Genomic DNA, 21730 nt, shown 5'->3' with positions numbered 1-21730 from the left:
TTGCCATTCTCCATTGAGGCAATAGGTTGGTATCAAGATCATATATCCCGAATGAAAGAGATGTCATGACTGACGCAGAGGACCTTGTTGCCGAAATCGAGACGCTGGGGGGCAAGTTGGCCGAGGCCAAGGCCTCCATCACAAAGCGGTTCATCGGACAGGAACGGGTTGTGGACCTGACCCTGACGGCGCTTTTGTGCGGCGGTCACGGCCTGCTGATCGGTCTGCCCGGTCTGGGCAAGACGCGTCTGGTCGAAACGCTCAGCACGGTGATGGGGCTGGATGGCAACCGTATCCAGTTCACGCCGGACCTCATGCCTGCGGATATTCTTGGCTCGGAAGTGCTGGACACAGCCGAAGACGGCCACCGCGAATTTCGCTTTGTGCCCGGCCCGATCTTTTGCCAGCTCTTGATGGCGGACGAGATCAACCGCGCCTCACCCCGGACCCAGTCCGCGCTGTTGCAAGCCATGCAGGAAAAGACCGTGACCGTGGCAGGCCATGACCGCTCCTTGGGGACACCGTTCCACGTGCTGGCGACGCAGAACCCGATTGAACAGGAAGGCACCTACCCCCTGCCCGAAGCGCAGCTTGACCGCTTCCTTGTGCAGATTGATGTTCTTTACCCAGATCGCGGAACCGAGCGGGACATTCTTCTGGCCACTACTGGCATCGAAGATGCGCAGGCCACCGCCGTCTTCACGGGTGAAGAGTTGCTGGCCGCCCAAACCTTGCTACGCAGGATGCCCGTGGGCGACAGCGTGGTCGAGATGATCCTTGATCTGGTGCGCGCCTTCCGTCCGGGCGAAGTCGACGCGTCGGAGCAGGTGAAGGAAACCGTCGCGTGGGGTCCCGGCCCGCGCGCCGCCCAAGCGCTGATGCTGGCCGTCCGCGCCCGTGCCCTCCTGCAAGGTCGTCTGGCCCCATCCGCAGAAGACGTGATAGACATGGCGCGCCCCGTCCTGATCCACCGCATGGCGTTGAACTTCGCCGCCCGTGCCCGTGGCGACAGCCTGTCCGATCTGATCGAGCAGACCGCTGCCGGTCTCAGCCGCAAGGACGCCGCCGCGTGATCACCCCCCTCGCCCTGCGCGAAAAGGCTGAAACGCAAGCCGCCCGCTTGCCTGCGCTCTTGGCGCGGGCAGAGCAGTTGGCAGGTGCCGTCCTACTGGGCGAGCATGGCCGCCGCCGTGCCGGTATGGGCGATGATTTCTGGCAGTACCGCCCGGCGCAGATTGGCGACAGCCGCCGCATGATCGACCACCGCAGGTCAGCCATGGGTGACGTCCAATTCGTCCGTGAACGTGAGTGGCAGATTGCGCAATCCGTGATGCTCTGGGTCGATCAGGGGGCCGCGATGCGCTTCGCCTCCAGCGATGAGGTGCCATCAAAGGCCGAGCGCGCCCGCGTGCTGGGTCTGGCCTGTGCCATCCTGCTGATCCGTGGCGGCGAACGTGTCGGTCTCACCGGCACCCGCCTGCCGCCGCGCCGGGGCAATGCACAAATCCTCCGGCTGGCCGAGATGTTCACCGAGGACGCAGAGCACGACTATGAACCGCCCGAGCACCGCGCCATGATCCCCCATGCCCGCGCCGTCTTTGTCTCCGATTTCATGGGCAACATAGATGACGTGAAAACCGCACTGACCAAGGCCGCGGATCGTGGGGTGCGTGGGGTTCTGCTTCATGTGCTTGATCCGGCTGAGGAGGCGTTTCCGTTTCGGGGACGCACCATTTTTGAAAGCGTCGGTGGGACGTTGGAGCATGAGACGTTGAAAGCCGCGGACCTCAAGGACCGGTATCTGGAGCGGCTTGCGGCGCGCAAAGCCGAGTTGCAGCACCTGTGTTCCGTTGCCGGTTGGCAGTACGGCTTGCACCACACCGACACGCCTGCGCAAGCGGGCCTGTTGTGGCTGTGGCGCGCGCTTGATGGCGGGCGGGCGGGCGCATGATGGTGCTTGGCCCCATCGGCTTCGCGGCCCCGTGGCTGCTTGTGGCGTTGGTCGCGTTGCCCATCCTGTGGCTGATCCTGCGCGCCATTCCCCCCGCGCCCATTCGCCAGCGCTTTCCCGGTGTGGCGCTGCTGTTGGGCTTGCAGGACGACGAAAGCGTGTCCGACCGCACCCCGTGGTGGTTGCTGCTGATCCGCATGCTGGCCGTGGCTGTGATGATCCTCGGGTTGGCTGGCCCCGTCCTGAACCCTGAAGATGATGGCACGGCAAGCGATGGCCCGCTTTTGATTGCCGTCGATGGCAGCTGGGCCGGTGCCGCGCGGTGGACGCGGTTGACCGAAGCGCTCGACGCTGAATTGCGCCGTGCAGGGGCCAATGGGCGAGAGGTGGCCTTGCTTGATCTGGCCGACCCGCAAGCGCCTGTATTCCGCGCCGCCAACACCGTGGCTGCGACCCTGCCCGGATTGACCCCATCTCCGTGGCAACCGGCGGGCGCAGATGCGTTGGCTGCAATCCTGCCCGAAGGTACGTTTGAAACGGTGTGGTTCAGCGATGCGCTGGACTACCCCGCCCGCGCTGACCTGCTGGCAGCTTTCCAGACCCGTGGCCCCGTGCGCGTTGTGCAAAGCGCCTCCGACATCATCGCCCTGACGCCCGCCGCCTACGTGGACGGCGTGGTCGAGGTGACGGCCGTCCGCGCCGACGGGGGACCGGAGCGTGGTGTCAGCATCTTGGCGCAAGGTCGTGACCCCGCGGGGAACGCGACGATCCTTGCCACCGCGAACGCCGTGTTCGACACCGGCGCCACGACAGCGACTACATCCCTGTCCCTGCCCGCCGAATTGCGCGCTCGTGTGACCCGGTTCGAAGTGGCAAATGCCCGCTCTGCCGGGGCTGTCACTCTGGTCGATGACAGTCTGCGCCGCCGCGAGATCGCTTTGATCGCAGGTCGTGAAGGCCGCGAGGGGTTGGAGCTGTTGTCGCCCCTCCACTACCTTGAACGCGCGCTTGCCCCGAATGCTGACCTGCTGCGCGGGGCGCTCACCGATGTGCTGCCTGCGAACCCGGACGTGATTGTGCTGGCCGATGTGGCGACCCTGTCGGACGGTGAGGGGGATGCCATTCTCGACTGGGTGGCAGAGGGCGGGCTGCTTCTGCGCTTTGCTGGGCCCCGCGTGGCCGCCAGCGATATCAGCCGCAGCACCGAGGACCCGCTGATGCCCGTGCGCCTGCGCGCCGGGGGCCGCAGTGTGGGCGGGGCGATGAGCTGGGGCTCCCCCAAGACGCTGGCCCCGTTCCGCGAAAACTCGCCCTTCTTTGGTCTGCCGGTGCCCGCCGATGTCGCCATCACGGCGCAAGTCATGGCCCAGCCCGATCCCACGCTGGCCGAACGCGTGATTGCTGAACTGAGCGATGGCACGCCGCTGGTCACACGCAAGCGCGAAGGGCAGGGCCAGATCGTGCTGTTCCACGTGACTGCGAACGCCGAATGGTCATCGCTGCCTTTGTCAGGCCTCTTTGTCGAGATGCTGGAACGGTTGGCTGTGTCGGCGACCAGTTCTTCGCCCGAAGCGGGCGACCTCGAAGGGACAATCTGGACACCGGAGGTGGTAATGGATGGATATGGCGCGTTGCGGGATGCAGGCGCGATGCCCGGCGTGCCCGGCCCCGCTTTGGTCAGTGACCCCACGGGGCCAAACCTGTTGCCCGGTGTTTATGTGTCCGGTGATCTTGCATTGGCGCGGAATGTGCTGACGGCAGAGGCAACGTTGGAGCCTGCGACGTGGCCCGCAGATGTGCCGGTGTCTGGTCTTGTGGCCGCACCTGAACGTCCTCTTGGTGGGCTCTTGCTTGCTGCTGCGATTGCGTTGTTGCTGGCGGATGTCTTGGCGTCACTGGCGCTGTCGGGACGACTGACAGGTCGGGTGCGGGCGACCGCTTCGGCCCTGATTGCGGCACTGCTGATCGGGGGTGTTGCCGCGCCGGGTGCGCAGGCACAGGAAGAACCGGTTGATGAAATCGCCGCTGCCGCCGAGGTGGTGCTGGCCCATGTCATTACGGGCGACCCTGATGTCGATGAGGTGGCCGAAGCGGGCCTGCGCGGTCTGTCGGACACGCTGTTCTTCCGCACCTCGGTCGAGCCTGCTCCGCCGTTTGCCGTCGATCTGGAAACTGATGAGTTGGCGTTCTTTCCCATTCTCTATTGGCCGATCACGCCCGATCAACCCCGCCCCTCTCAAGAAGCCTATGCCAAGCTGAACGACTACCTGCGCTCGGGCGGTTTGATCCTGTTCGACACGCGTGATGGTGATGTGGCGGGCTTTGGTGGGTCCACCCCGAACGGGCGCAAGTTGCAGGATTTGGCCGCGCCCCTCGATATCCCTGCGCTGGAGCCGGTGCCGCGCGACCACGTTCTGACCCGCACCTTCTACCTTTTGCAGGAGTTTCCCGGTCGCCACCTGAATGGTGAGATATGGGTCGAGGCCGCCCCACCCGGCGCCGAGCAAGTCGAAGGCATGCCCTTCCGCAACCTCAATGACGGCGTGACCCCTGTGGTCATCGGTGGCAATGACTGGGCCTCCGCCTGGGCTGTGACGTCATCGGGTCAAGCGATGCTGCCCGTGGGCCGCGGTTTTGGCGGCGAACGGCAGCGCGAGTTGGCGTATCGCTTTGGCGTGAACTTGGTCATGCACGTGCTGACTGGCAATTACAAAAGCGATCAGGTCCACGTGCCTGCCTTGCTGGATCGGTTGGGCCAATGACCGGAACTGTTCTGTTTGATCCGCTGTTGCCGTGGCCGTTTCTGGCGGTTGTCGCAGCGCTGGCTGTGGCCGGGGTTGCCTTGGCATTGATCCGGGGCCTGAACGGCTGGGCTTTGCGCGGGATGGCCGCACTGGTCGTGCTGGCCGCCTTATCTGGCCCGTCCTTGCAGCAGGAAGACCGCGCGCCGCTCTCGGATATCGTCATCGTGGCCGAAGACCAAAGCGCCAGCCAAGGGCTGCGTGACCGACCCGACCAAACCGCATCCGCCGCTGACGCGATCGAGGCCGCATTCTCGGCCCGTGAAGACACAGAAGTGCGCCGCATCACCGTACCCGATGGCGAGGAAGACGCGGGCACGCGCCTGATGACCGCCCTGTCCGACGCCTTGGCCGAGGAACCCCGCGCCCGTGTCGCCGGTCTGATTGCCCTGAGCGATGGGCAGGTGCATGACGCCGACCGGCCCCTTGATCTGCCAGCCCCCCTGCATCTGCTCCTGACAGGGCGCGAGACGGATTGGGACCGCCGCTTGCTGGTCAAGAACGCCCCGGCCTTCGCCATCATTGGCGAGCCTGTCACCCTGACCCTGCGCATCGAAGACACCGGCGCTGTCCCCGCGGGGACAGAAATTGCCCCGCTCGATATCTCTGTCGATGGGGCACCTCCACAACGTTTCAATGTGCGCATTGGTGAGGACATCGAACTGCCCGTCAGCCTGCCCCATGGCGGGCGCAATGTCATCCAGTTCACCGTGCCCGAGGCCGATGGCGAGTTGACCGACCGCAACAACACGGCCCTCATCCAGATGAACGGTGTGCGCGACCGCCTGCGTGTCCTGCTGGTGTCAGGCGAGCCGCATGCAGGGGGCCGCACATGGCGCAATTTGCTGAAGTCCGACAGTTCGGTTGACCTGGTCCACTTCACCATCCTGCGCCCACCTGAAAAACAGGACGGTGTGCCTGTGGGTGAGCTGTCTCTGATCGCGTTCCCGACCCGCGAGTTGTTTCTGGAAAAGATCGACGATTTCGATCTGATCATTTTTGATCGCTACAAGCGGCGGGGGATTTTGCCCGCGCTCTATCTGGACAACGTGGCCCGTTACATCCGCGATGGCGGTGCGGTTTTGATCGCTGCGGGTCCTGATTTTGCCAGTGCCGACAGTCTTTACCGTTCGCCCCTTGGATCCGTCATTCCGGCCCAACCGTCGGCGCGTGTGCTGGAAGAAGCCTTTCATCCCGAAGTGTCGGAGTTGGGTCAGAAGCATCCGGTCACCACGGGCCTGCCTGCGGCGGGTGATTGGGGCCGCTGGTTGCGTCAGATTGATGTAGAGGCGCAGTCGGGCAGTGTCGTCATGGAGGGTATCGACGAACGCCCCCTGCTGATCCTTGACCGGGTGGAGGAGGGGCGCGTGGCGCTACTCGCCTCTGACCATGCGTGGCTGTGGAACCGGGGTTATGAGGGCGGCGGGCCGCAGTTGGAATTGCTGCGCCGTCTGGCCCACTGGATGATGAAAGAGCCCGAGCTTGAGGAAGAGGCGTTGACAGCCGTGGCCACGGGTCAGTCGATGCGGATCGAACGCCGGACCCTGAACGATACCGTACCGCCTGTGACCATCACGGACCCCTCGGGCAACGTGGTCGAGTTGGAGATGACGGAGGCAGGGCCCGGTCGGTTTGCAGCGGAGTTCGAAGGGCCCGAGATTGGGCTTTATCGTTTGCAGAACGGCGAGTCTGAGACAGTGATTGGCCTTGGTCCCGCAGCCCCCAAGGAGTTCGAAGCGACCATCGCAACCGGTGACATTCTGGCAGCCCGCGTTGAAAGCACGCGCGGAGGTGTGCTGCGTCTGGAAGAGGGCACGCCGCGTATTCGTACCGTGCGCGAGGGACGCCCGGCTGCGGGCCGAGGCTGGATCGGGATCATGCCGCGCGGGGCGTATGAGACGCAGGATGTGCGCCAGATGGGCCTGTTGCCGCCGTGGCTGGTGTTGCTCTTGGCTTCTGGCTTCATCGTGGGCGCGTGGTTGCGTGAGGGGCGGCGCTAGCGCACTTCGATGCTGGCGCGTGTGCTGCGGCCTGTGGCGTCGATGACTGCGATGTCAGAGAAGCCTTGGTTAAGCGCGCCGATGTCGATCTGGCGGTCCCGGACCTGCGCGGCCACAACGGCACCGTTCACCAACACCGTCAGGGGCAGAGCGCCCCCCGCCACCTTCACCACCGCTGCGTTGTGCGCCAGTCGTGCGCCGTCTGGCGGGAACACCATTTCTGGGCCTGTGCCCATGTCCGCCCCGCGCCCGAACCGGCGCAGCGGCGGGGGCAAGTCTGCGGTCGCCAGTAGCAACGTATCCGGTGGCGGCGGTGGGGCCGGTGTGAGCTGTGGTTTCAATCGCCCGAACGCTTCGAACAGGATCGGTGCGGCATGTGCGCCGCCGAACGCGCCGGGCACGGGGGTGCCATCGGGCCGCCCCATCCACACGCCGATCACATGCTGCCCGTCGAACCCGATGGCCCATGCGTCGCGGTGCCCATAGGAGGTGCCGGTCTTGTAGGCGAGGCCCGCTGGTGCACCGGGGGGTGGCGCGATGCCACGCAGGATGTCGCCAACCTGCCAAGCGGCACGGGGCGCGATGAGGGTGGTGTCAGTGGCGGCGAGGTGTCCGTAGACCGACACAAGGTCTTCGAGGCTGAGACCAACGCCGCCCAAGGCCACGGCCAATCCGGCGCGTCCTCCGGGCAAGGCCGGGTCCGCGCCGAAAGCGCGCAGGGCAGCCATCAGGCGTTCGGGGCCAAGGGCTTCGGTCAACGCAACGGGTGGGATGTTGAGGGACAGGGTCAGCGCCTGCCGCGCAGTTACATCACCACGGTATGTGCCGTCAAAGTTCTGCGGGGCGTAACGGCCGAAACGTGTAGGTTTGTCGGCAAAGACAGTTGCGGGATGGGCCAGCCCACGGTCAAAGGCGAGCGCGTAGATCAGCGGTTTCAGGGTCGAGCCGGGGCTGCGCTTGGCGCGCGTCATGTCGATGAAGCCGGGGGTGCCGCCCGCGTCCGAATAGTGCGGCGCGCCGACACGGGCGAGGATGTCGCCCATGCGGTGATCCATAACCATCAGAGCAAGCGAGACCCCCGGGGCTTGCTTGGCGCCATGCAGCTGGATGAGCGTGTGCATCTGTCTTTGCAGGGGGGCCGAGAGGGTTGTGTGGAGATGCTGTTCGATTGGATTTGCCAGACGCAGCGCATCTGCTTCGTGCGGGGCGAGGCGCGGCAGGTTGCGCATTTTGGTTGGCACTTTTGTGTGCGATGGGTCCGCACCGACACGCGCCAGCACCCTGTTGCGCGCGACCTGAGCAGACTGCGGGTGCCGGTCAGGGCGGCGCGCTTCCGGTGCTTGGGGAAGGGCCACAAGCAGGGCCGCTTCGGCATCCGTCAACCGCGTGGGTTCCTTGCCGAACCATGTGAACGCAGCGCTCCGCACCCCTTCGATCCGACCGCCATAAGGGGCGTGTTGCAAGTACAGGTGCAGGATGTCGTCCTTGCTCAGCCGCCGCTCCTGCGCCCACGCGACCCGCATTTGCCGCAGCTTGCCCCGGATCGACCCGGTGCCGGAGTTTTCCAGCAGCCGCGCGACCTGCATGGTCAGCGTCGAGCCGCCCGACACCACCTGCCCGGATGTCACCGCCTGCCAAACGGCGCGCAGTATGGCCCGGCCATCGACGCCGTTGTGACGGTGGAACCGCTTGTCTTCATAGGCGATCAGCATGTCCGTCAGCCGTGTGTCCACGCCCCCGCGCGGGACCGCGAGCCTGATCCGCCCATCCTCCACCGCGAAGGCGCGCATGAGGGTGCCGTTCCGATCCACCATCTCGACGGAGGTTTCAGTGAGCGTTGTGGGCAGCACCGTTCGCTCCACCCACCCGTCCCATGCATCGTGCAGGCTGGCTGCCAAGAGCATCACCGCAGCAATGGCAAAGAGAGGACGATGCGGGTGTTTCACTCCGTCACCACCGTGCGGCCTGTGCCTGTGACGGCGCGGTATTCGGCACGGTACATATCCTCGACCAAGGCCGCCGGGTGGTAGAAGTCACCGGGACTGACCGCGCGCGCAATATAGGCGAGGCGGAAGGGGTCGTCGCTGCGGTGGTTCACAGCGGCAAGGAAGCGGTCGGAGCGAAACTCGGCATGTTCCGTCTGTGCTGTTTGCAACCAGTCGAGGCCCGCGATGTCGCCCGAGCGGATGAGGTTCGGGTTGTCGATCTCGATGCCCGCAGGCAGTGGGTCATCGATCATCAGGCGCGCGCCCACGGTTTCGAATGGTGTCACCGTCAGCACGATCACGCGGCGTTCCCCAATGGTCCATGGGCCTTGTACCTGCGCGCCTTCCATGTCGTAGGCGGTGCGGGTGATGCTGTAGCCGTAGCCGCCCGCCTCCGGTGCCGTCACTGGGACGCCGTAGGTTGTGAGGGTGACGTCCTGTGCTTGGCCCGAGATGTTGCGGATGACGGAGGTGGCATCGCCTTGGGTACGGCTTTGGACGACGGGACCGGAAACGGGTGTGTCATCGACCGAAAGTGCGGGTGTGCCTGCGCCTGTCCGCAACGCTTGGGCGGCCATCAGCACCTGGGCCGCTTCTTGGGTGGAGTAGCCGCCGCGCCTTGCGGTGATTGAGGCCGCAAGTTGCGATTGGTTCACGCGGGTGCTGCCTGCTTCGGCGGCGAGGTGCAGAAGGCCAGCCGCGTCCCGCAGGGGTGTGCCATAGTCGGAGCGCCAAAGGCCGCTGTCATTGCCCTGCGCCGCCAGATCCTGCGCCAGACCAAAGAGCCGGTCGGCGCGGGTTTGCTCTCCGTACGCGGCCAGAGCCGCACCGAGTTGTGCGCGGGCCAGTGGGGTTGAGAAGGCTTTCGCCTTGGTGTCGGCGTAGTAGCGCAGGTCACCGATAGAGGCGGCACCGTTGCGCGCCAGCACCATCAGGGCATAGGCGATGTCCTCGCCCCCTTCGTCGAAGTCGGGCGCGTAGTTGATCCGGTTGCGCAGGTTGTCGAGGGCGAGGCGCAGGGCGCGGTCGGGGACGTCGTGCCCTTGGTCCTGCGCGCGACTGAGGAAGTCAGTGACATAGGCGTCGAGCCAGAAGTCCCCCGATTGCGCACGCCAGAGGCCGAAGGCCCCGTTGCTGGCTTGCCGTGTGAGAACGCGGGTGATGGCCGTGTCGATCCGTTGGTCGATATCCGCCAGCCCTGCCGCCTGGGCCGTGCGCGGCAGGTAGAGCAGTGGGAGAGCCGCGGAGGTCACCTGTTCGGTGCAGCCATAGGGGTAGCGGTCAAGCTGGCTGATCAGGCCCGGCATGTCGAACCGTGCGAGCGGTCCGGCGGCCAGAGTGGCCCGCGCGTTGCCGGGGCGCAGGTTGGCAAAGACGTTGTCGTCGAAGGTCAGCGCCTCGCCTGCGGCCAGTGACAGGCGGCGGGTGGTGGCAATTGTGGGATCGTTGGACCGAACGCCCAGCGTCAGCGATTTATGCAGGACCGTGCCGTCGGGTGTGGTCAGGGCGATGTCGATGCTGTGGTCTCCGACACTGTCTGCCGACAGGGGAAGCGACAGGCGCAGGGTACCGCTTGCTGACAGGTCGATGTTGCCGGGTGCCGTCCCGACCGACACGCCATTGGCTGTGACTTGCAAGGGCATTTGGCCTGCTGCACCTGCCGCATGGACGAACTCCAGTTGCACGCGGCTTTGGTCCCCGGGGGCGAGGAAGCGCGGCAGGGCAGCGGAGATCACCACCGGGTCGCGCGCGACGATGTCTTGTGTGGCTTGCCCGACCCCTGCGTCAGACCATGCCACGGCCATCAGGCGGATAGTGCCGTTGAAGTTGGGGCGGGGGATCGTGACCTGTGCCGTGCCATCTGTCCCCACGGGGACAAGGCCGGAGAATGTGGCCATGACGGCCTCGGTCGGAGGTGGGCTTTGGCGTTGCAACCCGCCGCTGGCATCCCCGCCCGAGCGGACTGTGCCAAGCGCGCCGCTTTGTCCGTCAATGAGCCTGCCATAAACGTCGCGCAGATCGACGCCCAAGCGGCGCTGGCCGAAATAATGGCCCTGGGGGTTGGGCGGCTCAAAGCCCGTGAGGTTGAGTATGCCCACATCGACCGCTGCCAACGTGACGAAGCCCGCCGCGCCGTTGAAGCCATCGACGCGCACAGTGACGTCCGTGGTGCCGGGCTGACCATCCACCTCTTGCGGGGCGTCGATGGAAACGCTCAGCGCCTTTGCGCCGGGGTCAATGCTGGCATGGGCAAGGCCCAATACGCGGGCCGGGCCGGGGTCAGAAGATACACCGCTGCGCAGGACGGAGGCTGTGACGTATGCACCCGTGCCCCAGTCCGCCGTGATATCCAGCGGGATGACATTCTCACCTGCTGTGACAGGGATCGCCTGACGAGAGATGACATCGCCAGACAGGACCGACACCAGCGCCACGCCATCATGTGGTGGGACGATGCGCAATTGCGCCGTGTCGCCAACGGTGTAGCGTTCGGCATCCAGCGACAACGTCAACCGGTCAGGTGTATTGCTGCTGTCTGCGCCGCCGTACCAACCCGATGCGAAATTGACCGAGCTGGCAGTGTAGAGACCTTGGGTGCTTTCAACGATCAGTTCGTAATCGCCCCAGTCGGTGGGCGTGCTAATCTGGAGCGGGTCGGTGCCCAGAACGGCAGTTCCTTGGGCCACACGTATGCGCCGCGAAATCGGTTCCCAGTTCCAATTGCCGAACAGCTGATACCACTGGTAACGCGTCTCGACCCGATTGACGGTCCATTGCACCGGCATGTCCGATTGTGCACCGACAGCGATTACCTCGAACACGGCTGTGCCGCCTTCGGGCAGGACGTCGTCGAAGGCGGGTTTGATCCCAATGACAGGCCCTTGGGGCGCGATGGGGCGCGTCAGTTGGCGCTCGACCGGGCGGCCACCGCTGTCAGAGACGCGGATGGTGGCCGTGGCTTCGAGTAGGATGTCCTCGGCTTCAATCTGGGGCCATGGGAGTGCGAGTTGTACCTGCCCCGAAGTGTCCGTGCGTGCGCCGGAGGTATAGCGGCGCTGCGGAGAGAAGGCCGCATCATGGCGGCCAAAGCGGTAGCCGGGATAGGCCTCAAGCGTGGTGCGGCGTTGCAATTGTATGTCGCCTTCGACCGACAGGTCCGCGCCGGGTGCGCCGAAGAGGTATTGGGCATCCACGTTGATCATGGCGGGAATGCTGAGCGTCAGCGGGGTGTCATCTGCGGTCAGCGTCACGTCGATCCGGTCTGGGATAAAGTCTTCGACCAGCACGGTTTGGGTGGCGAGGGCTGGTGCATTTACATCGCCCTTCACCTCGATCCGCCATGTGCCGCGCGGGACGGTTGCGCCCAAGGGAAGCGCCACCACGTGCCCACCGCTTTGAGCATCTGTGCTGAGGGTCCGGCTGTACTCCACGCCGTCGGAGCGGCTGAGAATTACGGTGAGCGGCAGACCCGTGATGGCTTGCGCCTTGTCATCCCGGGCAAGCGCCGTCAGGTGGATCGTGGCGCCGGGTCGGTACGCGCCACGGTCGGTCGTTACAAAAAGGTCAATAGGTGGGGCCGGGGGACGTCCCTCGACGCCGCGGTTCGACAGGTCAAAGGCGGGGTCGGTCAGCGGCAGGAACACGAAGTCATCTGCTGTTTCCACCTGCACCATGGCCGGACGTGCAGCACCGCGGCCCCGAGTGAGCCCCGCATCGAACTCAACGAACCCATCGGCATCAGATTGCGCCGTGCGAAGCACTGCGTTGGCTTGGGAGATCAGGCGCACCGTTGCCCCTTGCACTGCGCCCGCATCACTGAGTGCGCGTACCGCAGCCGTCAGCCCGTCATTGCCCTGCCATGTGCTGAGCCCAAGATCGGACAGCACGAACCATTGCGTGGCCGCCACTACGTCAGACGCATCGCGCCCGGTTTGTCGTGCCGACACGACGTAGACGCCGGGCGGTTGGTCGGCCAGCGCTTCGTCCAATGGCAGGCGGGTGCGCATTTCGGTGTTCAGTTCGTTCTGCACTTCACCCGTACCACGCCAGATTTCCTGTGCGATGTCGGCATTGAACTCTTCCACCTGCCATTGCGACAGCGGGCGGCCAAAGAAGTCGCGGCGCAAGGACTGCACGAGGTTTCGGTCGCTCACACGGCTCAGGATCAGGTCGACGGTGTTCACATTCACCGTCTCGACCGGGATGCTGGCCCCTGCCCCGCGGGCCAGCACATAGCCGCGCCCGGGGAACCGTACGACAGGCGCGCGGTCACGCACATAAAGGGTCAGCGGCACGTCCTTGGACAAAACTTCTCCGCTGTCGGCGGGCAGGCCGGAGCGGAAGGTCACGGTGTAGCGTTCCCCGTGCACAACACCATCGATGCACAGATCACGGCCATCAGCCGAAATCACAAGACCCGGGGTGGTCGTGCGCACAAAAGGTTCATAATCCACGCCCCCTTTGGCCAGTGGCTCGGAAAAGGTGGCGCAAATGCGCGGAGCGGCACTGTCGTTGTCCACCTGATGTTCGATGATCCGGAACCCGAATTTTCCGATGGCGTCGTCCAATGCTTGGGCCACGTCATCGCGTGGCTGAATGCTTTGAGCCTGACGCAGTACGGTGATCGTGTCGCGGCCACGCCCATTGCGTTCCAACGCGTCGGCGAGGGTTTGAAGGGCGCTGACTTGTCCGCCCGGTGTCTCTGCACGCAGGTATCCGTTGTAGGCGGCAGGCACCGCTATCTGCCGCGCGCGGCGGCGGTCGGCAGACGACACATTTTCGGTCTGGCGCAGGGCGATGTAGGCATACCGGGTCCAGAGATCCGGCGCGTCTGTTACCGCCACGGCCGTGCCCATCCAGCGCAGGGCCGCCGCACGATCCCCCCGCGCCCATGCTGCCCGCGAAGCCGCCAGTAGATCGTCGATGGTTTCACCGGATTGGGCAAAGCGAAGGCCGATGTCCAAAGCCAAGGCACGGGCTGCGTCAGTGTCCTGTTGTGGTAGACCCAGCGCACTGGCACGTCGGTCAGCGGATGCTCTCAGGGTAGTCTGCAACGGCACCTTCGTGGCCGAGCGTGCACCCACGTAAGGTTGCCGGTCGGTAATCTGGGACTTTGGGAAACAGGCGTTTGAGCGGTCGTTGAAGGTGAACGCTTCGCACGCGTCATCGGCGCTGCACGCCCGCACACACGCGTCGAACGTGGTATCAAAAAGAGCCGTACGATCTGCTCCGAAGAAATCCATGTCTCGGGTGACGACATAGCGGTGGTCTGGAACAGCATCCTGCCCCCACGCCAATGTCGACCAGAATGCAGCACCCAGAATCGCAATCACGTAACGCATCTTTTTACCCCTCACTCCCGGCATCCATGGCTCAAGCCTGCCACGGCGCCAGTCCCGCGTGCAACGGTTTCGCCCCGGAGTTAAGCCGTTCTTCATCCTCTCCGTGGAATACCGGGACAATATGGTCGCGGCGGAGGGCTGGCATGAGCCTTGCAAACAAACTGGCAGAAGAGCGGCGCGGTCGCCTTGCAGCCGAACGTTTGCTCGAATTGAAAGAGGCAGAGCTTTCGGCGGCGAACCGTAAGCTTGGCAAACATGCCGCCGCCCTGCAGGGCGAGATCGTGGAGACCAGAGCCCAGGTGGCGACGGTCAAAACCGAAAACGAACGCGTCAAGACCGAGCTGGGGCAGGCAAACCAGAAGGTCCAGATCGCGGAGCGTCGGTTGTGGCATTCGGTTCAAACCATCACCGACGGCTTTGCCTTCTTCAACTCCGACAATCAGATGATCGCAGCCAACGAAAGCTACCTTGCGATTTTTCAGGGCATCGACTCCATCCGGCCCGGCGTGAATTACGTCAGCATCCTACAGATCATGACGGACGAAGGGATCGTGAACACGGACGGCATGGAGGCTCAGGCATGGCGGCAAGTGATGCTGGACCGATGGATGCAGCCGCAGCCCGAACCGGTGACGATCCGGCTCTGGAATGACCAGTACATCAAACTTGTGGACAGACGCGGGCAAGGCGGCGACATCGTCTCGCTTGGGCTGAACATCACCGAATCCGTGCGGTACCAACAGCAACTGAAGACCGCCCGCGCCGAGGCGGAGGCGGCCAGCCGCGCCAAGTCGGCCTTTCTTGCCAATATGAGCCATGAAATCCGCACACCCATGAACGGGGTGGTGGGTATGGCTGAACTGCTGGCCGATACCGGGCTGAATGAAGAACAACAGCTCTACGTCGACACGATCAAGAATTCGGGTGAGGCCCTGCTCGTCATCATCAATGACGTGCTCGACTATTCCAAGATCGAGGCCCAGAAGCTGCAATTGCATGTCGAGCCGTTCGATCTTGAGCGCAGCATTCACGAAGTCATCATGCTGCTGCAAACCTCGGCCCGCGATAAGGGGCTAACCTTGCTGCTGGACTACGATCTGTTCCTGCCGACCATGTATATGGGCGATCCGGGTCGTATACGGCAGGTTCTGACCAACCTGATGGGCAATGCCGTCAAATTCACCAGCGAGGGGCATGTCCTTGTCCGTGTCACAGGTATTCCCGATCTGGAGGCGGGGCATGCGGATGTGACCATCGTGATCGAGGATACCGGCATCGGCATTCCAGACGACAAGATCGATCACATCTTTGGTGAGTTCAATCAGGTCGAAAATGAACGCAACCGCCAGTTCGATGGGACCGGGCTGGGTCTCGCCATCTCGCAGCGGCTGGTCAAGTTGATGGAAGGCGAGGTTTGGGTCAGTAGTGAAGAAGGCTTGGGTTCGGTCTTTGGGTTCCGCATTCCTCTGAGGCTGAGCGAGGCGAAGTTGCCCGAACATCCGCCCGTGCCCGAAGGGTTGCGGCGCGTGATGGTCGTCGACGATGTCGAGGCAAACCGAATGATCCTGCAGCGCCAGCTTGAGCAGTTGGGCTTGGGCGTGATTTGTTGTGCATCAGGAAAACAGGCGCTGCGAGAGATGGATGACATCGATCTGATCCTGACCGATCACAACATGCCGGATATGGACGGGTTGGAATTGGCGGAAGCCGTGCGCGCTTCTGGTAGTGAAACGCCAATCCTGCTGCTGAGTTCGAACCCCAGCTTTGCAATCAATGATCCCGGCGCCAGGCACCTTCACGCGATCATGCAAAAACCGGTGCCACGCGCGGACCTGTTTGCGCGGCTCGAAAGCGTGGGGCCGGTCATCGGGCAGAACGGAGTCCCGATTGAGCCCTCAACGACGCGACGGATGATCGTTTTGGCGGCCGAAGACAACAGGACCAACCAGCTTGTGTTCAGCAAGATGGTCAAGGATGCGGATATCGATCTGCACTTTGCCAATAACGGGCTCGAGGCGATTGAGCTGTTCGAGGAGCTGTCGCCCGATCTGATCTTCATGGACATCTCCATGCCCAAGATGGACGGCAAGGAGGCGACCGAGAAAATCCGTGCGCTGGAAAAACAGAGTGGCGCCCATGTCCCCATAGTGGCGCTGACAGCGCACGCGATGGACGGTGATGACAAGGGCATTCTTGAGGCGGGCTTGGATCACTACCTGACCAAACCTCTGCGCAAGCCGGAAATCCACGGAATGCTACGCGAGAAATGCCCAGTAGATGTGAGCCCCCCCTTCACGGACCTGCCCGACGAGGGTGCCGCCTAGCTACTGGGGTACGGTCTCACGAATACCGGTTTCGCATCGGTGGACAGGTCAGACTTGTACACATACCCATCAGCGTTGAAATTGCGCACCCCGTCGATGTCGGTGACCCGGTTCTGGATGATGTGCCGCGCCATCGCGCCGCGTGCCCGCTTTGCAAAGAAGCTGACGATTTTCGGACCCTGTCCTTTGTCCTCCATGAACGCAGGGGTGATCAGTTGCAGCTTCAGTGCCATTTCCGGAACGGCGCCGAAATACTCTTGGCTGGCGCAATTCACGAGCATGTCTGTTCCGACCTGCTCGGCCTGCGTGTTCAGCGTTTTGGCCAGATCAGTGCGCCAATAGTCATAAAGCGATGTCCCCCGCCGCGTTTTCAGACGGCTACCCATTTCCAACCGATACGGCTGTATCGCATCGAGCGGGCGCAAAAGACCGTAGAGCCCGGACAGGATGCGCAGATGATCCTGCGCATAAGTAACATCATCATTGGACAGGGTCGCTGCATCCAGACCTTGATACGTATCGCCCGCAAATGCGAGCATCGCCGGTCGCGTGATTTCGGCGGTCGGATCATCTTCGAACGCCTGAAAGCGGTCACGGTTCAGGCGTGCGAGATCATCACTCAGGTCCATCAGTGACTTGAGCTTGCCGAGCGTCAGGTTCCGCGCGGTGCGTGCCAGCCGCACCGCATCGTCCTGCATGGCGGGGGCCGTCATCTGAACGTCCCGTTCTGCCCAGTCCAGCCGTTTGGCCGGAGAGATCACTACCAGCATGTCTGCCCCCTTGTCTTCGTTTCGGCTGATCTAGCTCGCAGCCCGCAGCACGTCCAGAAAGGCAGGGCCAAATCGTTCCGCCTTGCGATCGCCCAGCAGCCGTTCCAGTCCGGCATCATCGTCTGGACGCATCTGTGCCACCTTGGCCAATTGCGAGGCTGAGCAGCTGAGCGGCTTTTCAGTGCCATCCTCACCGCGCGACAATTCGGCCTGTACCGCCAGCAGTTGATCAAAGATCGTGCCCGCATTGTGCCCGGCCAGCTTGCGGCGCGACGGATGCACGGCAGCGGCCTCTCCGTTGATCACTTCAAGGAAAGCTGCACCAAATTTCTCCAGCTTCTTCTCCCCGACACCACTGACTTGCGCCATCTGGTCAAGGTTTGCGGGGCGCCGCTCCGCCATCTCGATCAGCGTCCGGTCGGGGAAGATGACGTAGGCCGGCACTTTGGCCGCCTCGGCCAGCGCGCGGCGTTTGGCCTTGAGCGCCGAGAGAAGTGGGGCATCTTCTTCGGACACCATGGATTTGACGGCCGGACGGCGCGCCGCCGCAGCCTTGATCGTGTCCTTGCGCAGGGTGATCCGCGCCTCATCACGTAGGATCGGCAGGGCCGCATCTGTCATCCGCAACGCGCCGTAGCGTTCGGGATCGGGGCGGACCAGATCGTGCCCCATCATCTGCCGGAATACGGCCTGCCACTCGGGCTTGGAATACTCCTTGCCCACGCCATACGTGGGTAGGTTGTCGTGGCCGCGCTGGCGGATCTTGTCCGTCTCATGGCCCAGCAGAATGTCGATCAGGTGACCTGCACCAAACCATTCATCGGTGCGCAGCATCGCCGACAGCGCCTTGCGCACCGCCGTTGTGCCATCAAAAACCTCTGCCGGTTGGTCGCACAGGTCACATTTGCCACAGCTGATTTCGGTTTCGCCAAAATAGCCCAACAGCGTTTGGCGTCGACAGGACAACGCTTCGGCCAGACCAAGCAGCGCGTTCAGCCGCGCGTGATCCGCCATGCGCCGTTCGGGCGGGGCAAGCCCTTCGTCGATCTGCGACCGCCGCAGCTTGATGTCGTCGGGACCAAACAAGGTCAGCGTTTCGGCAGGTGCACCGTCGCGACCCGCGCGCCCGATTTCCTGGTAGTAGGCTTCGATGGATTTCGGCAGATCCGCATGTGCCACCCAGCGAATATCGGGCTTGTCCACGCCCATGCCGAAGGCAACTGTGGCCGCCACGATCAACCCGTCTTCCTGCTGGAACCGGCGTTCGGCGATGCGGCGGTCCTCCGCCTCCATCCCGCCGTGGTAGTGGATCGCGACATGACCCGCCTCACGCAGCGCTTGCGCCAGCGTTTCCGTCTTGGCCCGCGTGCCGCAATAGACGATACCCGACTGCCCTTTGCGCGCAGCGGCAAAATTCAGGATCTGTGCGCGCGGCCCGTTCTTGGCGGCAAAGGCCAAGTGGATGTTGGGCCGGTCGAACCCACGCAAAAATGTGCGCGGTTGAACACCGTCGAACAGCTTTTGGATGATTTCGACCTGCGTTTCTGCGTCCGCCGTGGCTGTGAAAGCGGCCAACGGCACGTCGAGCGCGCGCCGCAACTCGCCAATGCGCAGGTAATCGGGGCGAAAGTCGTGCCCCCATTGGCTGACGCAATGCGCCTCGTCCACGGCGATCAGGCTGACACCGATGCGGCGCAACATCCCGATGGAGGACCCCGCCGCCAGACGTTCCGGCGCGATATAAAGCAGTTTCAGCTCACGCCGTTCGAGCGCTTCCCACACGGCGTCCGTTTCTTCGGGCGTGTTGCCCGACGTCAATGCGCCCGCCTGTACGCCCGCCTCTTGCAGGGCGCGGACCTGGTCTCGCATCAGCGCGATCAGCGGTGAGATGACCACCGTCACCCCATCCCGCATGAGCGCAGGCAGTTGAAAACACAGAGATTTACCGCCGCCCGTGGGCATGATGGCCAGCGCGTTTTCGCCCGCGCTGACAGCCTCAACGATCTCTTCCTGCCCGGGGCGGAAGCCGTCAAAGCCGAATACGTCTTTCAACAGCGTGGCAGCGCCGCTCATGTCCGTAACCCTGTCAAATTTTATGTAGTCTGCTCGTTGGATACAGACTCACATTTTAACAGGCCGTGAACAAGGGGGATCAGAAGAAGATCGCGGGCAGAATGATGCTGCGCAGGGCGATGACGATGACAAAAGCCACAAGCGGGGCCAGATCCAGCGGATGGGTGTCCGGCATGAACCGTCTGATCGGTTGGTAGATGGGTTCCAACAACTTGTTCAAACCGGTCCAGATCTGGCCAACCAGTGGCTGATGCATGTTCAGCACATTGAAGTTGATCAGCCAACTCATGATGATGTGCACGATCATGACCACGTACACGACGCTCAACACCAGATCGAGCAGTTGATAGATCACCAGCATGGGCAGGTCCCTTCATTGTTCCGAACAGACCTAGGCCGAACGCCCATGTGGCGCAAGGTCACGGTGGCCGCGCCATTGAACTTTTGCTGCAGCGCCGCAATTTAAGCATCAAGGAGTTAAGCCCATGTTTCCATTTGTTCGCCTTGCCAAGGAAATGATCAAAGCCCGTCGCCAAGCGCCCCTTGGCCTGACCGATCTGCATGTCACGCAGCATCGTGTCTGGCCTTGGGATCTGGATGGCTTCATGGAGCTGAACAATGGGCGTGCCCTGACCCTGTATGATCTGGGTCGTCTGGGTCTGGGCCAGCGCGCGGGTCTGATCGAAGTACTCAAGGAGAACCGTTGGGGCCTGACCATGGCGGGGTCATCGGTGCGCTATCGCCGTCGCCTGCACGCGTTCCAAAAGTTCGAGATGCGCAGCCGTGCCGTGTGCTGGGATGACAAGTTTACCTATCTGGAACAGTCGATGTGGAAACCCGACGGCGAATGCGCGAGCCACGTGCTGTATCGGTCCGCTGTGACCGACAAGAATGGCATTGTACCTCCGCATGAAGTGCTGTCAGCAATGGGACAGAACGCCAAGTCCCCGCCCACCCCCGACTGGATTGCTGCTTGGATTAAGGCAGAGGCACAGCGCCCATGGCCACCCATGCAGGACGCGGTTGCGCCCCAGTTGAAATCGGTCGCCTAAACCTTTTCTTGCCACATGGCCCCCGGCCTGCTTTGGTCCGTTCAACAAAAAGACGGGGAATGGGCGCGTGGCAGAAATCAGCTTGAAAAAGCGCATTTGGGGATGGTTCTTTTTCGATTGGGCCAGCCAGCCTTATCACACCGTTCTGCTGACGTTCATCTTTGGCCCGTTCTTTGTATCGCTGGCAAGCGAAAGCTATTTGGCTCAAGGGATTGAGACGGAGTTGGCCAAGGCCAACGCCCAGGCGATGTGGTCGTTTACGCTCACCATCACCGGGCTGCTGATCGGGTTTGGCGCGCCTTTGTTGGGTGCATTGGCGGATACGGGCGGGCGTCGCATTCCATGGGTGATCGGGTTCTCGCTGATGTTGTTCGCGGGCGCGGGTGGCCTATGGTTCACAGCACCTGATGGCAGCAACCTGACGTGGATGTTGATGGCCTTTGCCTTCGGCTTCATCGGGGCGGAATTCGCGCTGATCTTCATCAACGCACAGTTGCCGACCCTCGGCACGGAAGAGGAGATCGGCAAGATCTCGGGCTCCGGCTTCAGCTTTGGGTATGCGGGCGGTGTCTTGTCGCTGTTCCTGATCCTGCTGATCTTTGTCGAACAGCCCAATGGCAAAACACTGATTGGTCTGGACCCGCTCTTTGGCCTGCTGGACCCGGAGACGCGCGAAGGTACCCGCAGCGCCGGCCCCTTTGTGGCGGTTTGGTTTGCGGTATTCATGATCCCCTACTTCCTGTGGGTCCGTGACGTTCAGCCCACGGGTGCCCGTACATCCGTTGCCGCAGCATTGTCGCGGCTGTGGGGCACCGTTCGCGCCTTGCCCGCCAAGCGCAGCCTGTTCACCTATCTTGGGTCGTCGATGCTGTATCGCGACGCGCTCAACGGACTCTACAGCTTTGGCGGCACGTTTGCCCTTCTGGTGCTGGATTTCAGCGTCGTGCAAGTGGGCGTCTTCGGCATTATCGCCGCCATCGGGGCATCGGTGTTCAGCTATCTGGGCGGAATTGCCGACAAGCGATTTGGGCCAAAACCGGTGGTTATCGCTTCGATCTGGGTTCTGATGGGCGTGTGTTTCATGCTGGTGAACATATCCCGCGACAGCATGTTCGGCATCGGACTGGCCGAGGGTTCGGCAGCGCCAGACATCATCTTCTACATCTGCGGCGTTCTGATCGGCGGCATGGGCGGTGTCATCCAGTCCGCCAGCCGGACGTTGATGGTGCGCCATTGCGATCCCGCCGCCCCAACCGAAAGCTTTGGGCTCTATGGCCTGACCGGTCGGGCCACTGCCTTTATGGCCCCGTTCCTGATCGGCGTTGCCACGGCTGTCACGGGCAGCACGCAATTGGGTGTGTCGCCGCTTCTCTTCCTCTTCCTTTTGGGACTGTTCATGCTACGCTGGGTCAATCCCAAAGGTGAGGTTTGA

12 protein-coding genes are annotated in these 21730 nt (G+C 63.1%); 7 read left to right on the top strand and 5 right to left on the bottom strand.

Annotated features, from left to right (window positions below):
- Positions 1-65: 65 nt before the first annotated feature.
- From Q1A32_RS07105 to Q1A32_RS07090, 4 genes are read left to right on the top strand one after another with little or no spacing between them, the layout of a single operon-like run.
- Positions 66-1073 carry a MoxR family ATPase gene (locus tag Q1A32_RS07105; protein WP_299607781.1) on the top strand — a complete coding sequence of 336 codons (1008 nt, stop codon included), beginning with the start codon at positions 66-68 and terminating at the stop codon, positions 1071-1073.
- Positions 1070-1951, top strand: a complete 882-nt coding sequence (locus Q1A32_RS07100; protein WP_299607783.1) for a DUF58 domain-containing protein — start codon at positions 1070-1072, stop codon at positions 1949-1951. The genes Q1A32_RS07105 and Q1A32_RS07100 overlap by 4 nt, the downstream gene beginning before the upstream one ends.
- Positions 1948-4713: a DUF4159 domain-containing protein gene (locus Q1A32_RS07095; RefSeq protein ID WP_299651332.1), complete on the top strand. Its 2766-nt coding sequence runs from the start codon at positions 1948-1950 to the stop codon at positions 4711-4713. The genes Q1A32_RS07100 and Q1A32_RS07095 overlap by 4 nt, the downstream gene beginning before the upstream one ends.
- Positions 4710-6752, top strand: a complete 2043-nt coding sequence (locus Q1A32_RS07090; protein WP_299651330.1) for a hypothetical protein — start codon at positions 4710-4712, stop codon at positions 6750-6752. The genes Q1A32_RS07095 and Q1A32_RS07090 overlap by 4 nt, the downstream gene beginning before the upstream one ends.
- Here Q1A32_RS07090 and pbpC read toward each other — a convergent pair.
- Together pbpC and Q1A32_RS07080 are read right to left on the bottom strand one after the other, a co-directional pair.
- Entirely contained in the window at positions 6749-8656 is a 1908-nt protein-coding gene (pbpC, locus tag Q1A32_RS07085; RefSeq protein WP_299652817.1) for a penicillin-binding protein 1C, read from the bottom strand. The genes Q1A32_RS07090 and pbpC overlap by 4 nt on opposite strands.
- A gap of 38 nt (positions 8657-8694) precedes the next feature.
- Positions 8695-14079, bottom strand: a complete 5385-nt coding sequence (locus Q1A32_RS07080) for an alpha-2-macroglobulin family protein (RefSeq protein WP_299651328.1) — start codon at positions 14077-14079, stop codon at positions 8695-8697.
- Positions 14080-14222: 143 nt separating this feature from the next.
- Here Q1A32_RS07080 and Q1A32_RS07075 point away from each other — a divergent pair, with 143 nt between their 5' ends.
- Positions 14223-16403, top strand: coding sequence for a response regulator (locus Q1A32_RS07075; protein ID WP_299651326.1), 2181 nt, complete (start codon positions 14223-14225; stop codon positions 16401-16403).
- Here Q1A32_RS07075 and yaaA read toward each other — a convergent pair.
- From yaaA to Q1A32_RS07060, 3 genes are all read right to left on the bottom strand, one after another.
- Positions 16400-17173: a peroxide stress protein YaaA gene (gene yaaA, locus Q1A32_RS07070; protein WP_299651323.1), complete on the bottom strand. Its 774-nt coding sequence runs from the start codon at positions 17171-17173 to the stop codon at positions 16400-16402. The genes Q1A32_RS07075 and yaaA overlap by 4 nt on opposite strands.
- A 30-nt stretch (positions 17174-17203) precedes the next feature.
- Positions 17204-19246, bottom strand: coding sequence for a DNA helicase RecQ (recQ, locus tag Q1A32_RS07065; protein ID WP_299651320.1), 2043 nt, complete (start codon positions 19244-19246; stop codon positions 17204-17206).
- A 79-nt stretch (positions 19247-19325) separates the two neighbouring features.
- Positions 19326-19607 carry a YggT family protein gene (locus Q1A32_RS07060; protein WP_299607799.1) on the bottom strand — a complete coding sequence of 94 codons (282 nt, stop codon included), beginning with the start codon at positions 19605-19607 and terminating at the stop codon, positions 19326-19328.
- A gap of 124 nt (positions 19608-19731) precedes the next feature.
- Here Q1A32_RS07060 and Q1A32_RS07055 point away from each other — a divergent pair, with 124 nt between their 5' ends.
- Positions 19732-20298 carry an acyl-CoA thioesterase gene (locus tag Q1A32_RS07055; RefSeq protein WP_299651316.1) on the top strand — a complete coding sequence of 189 codons (567 nt, stop codon included), beginning with the start codon at positions 19732-19734 and terminating at the stop codon, positions 20296-20298.
- Positions 20299-20365: 67 nt separating this feature from the next.
- Positions 20366-21730 carry an MFS transporter gene (locus tag Q1A32_RS07050; protein WP_299651313.1) on the top strand — a complete coding sequence of 455 codons (1365 nt, stop codon included), beginning with the start codon at positions 20366-20368 and terminating at the stop codon, positions 21728-21730.

The organism is uncultured Tateyamaria sp., assembly GCF_947503415.1.
GTDB lineage: Bacteria > Pseudomonadota > Alphaproteobacteria > Rhodobacterales > Rhodobacteraceae > Tateyamaria.
The sequence above is the reverse complement of the archived record's forward strand: the minus strand, read 5'-3'. Positions and strand labels throughout refer to the sequence as shown.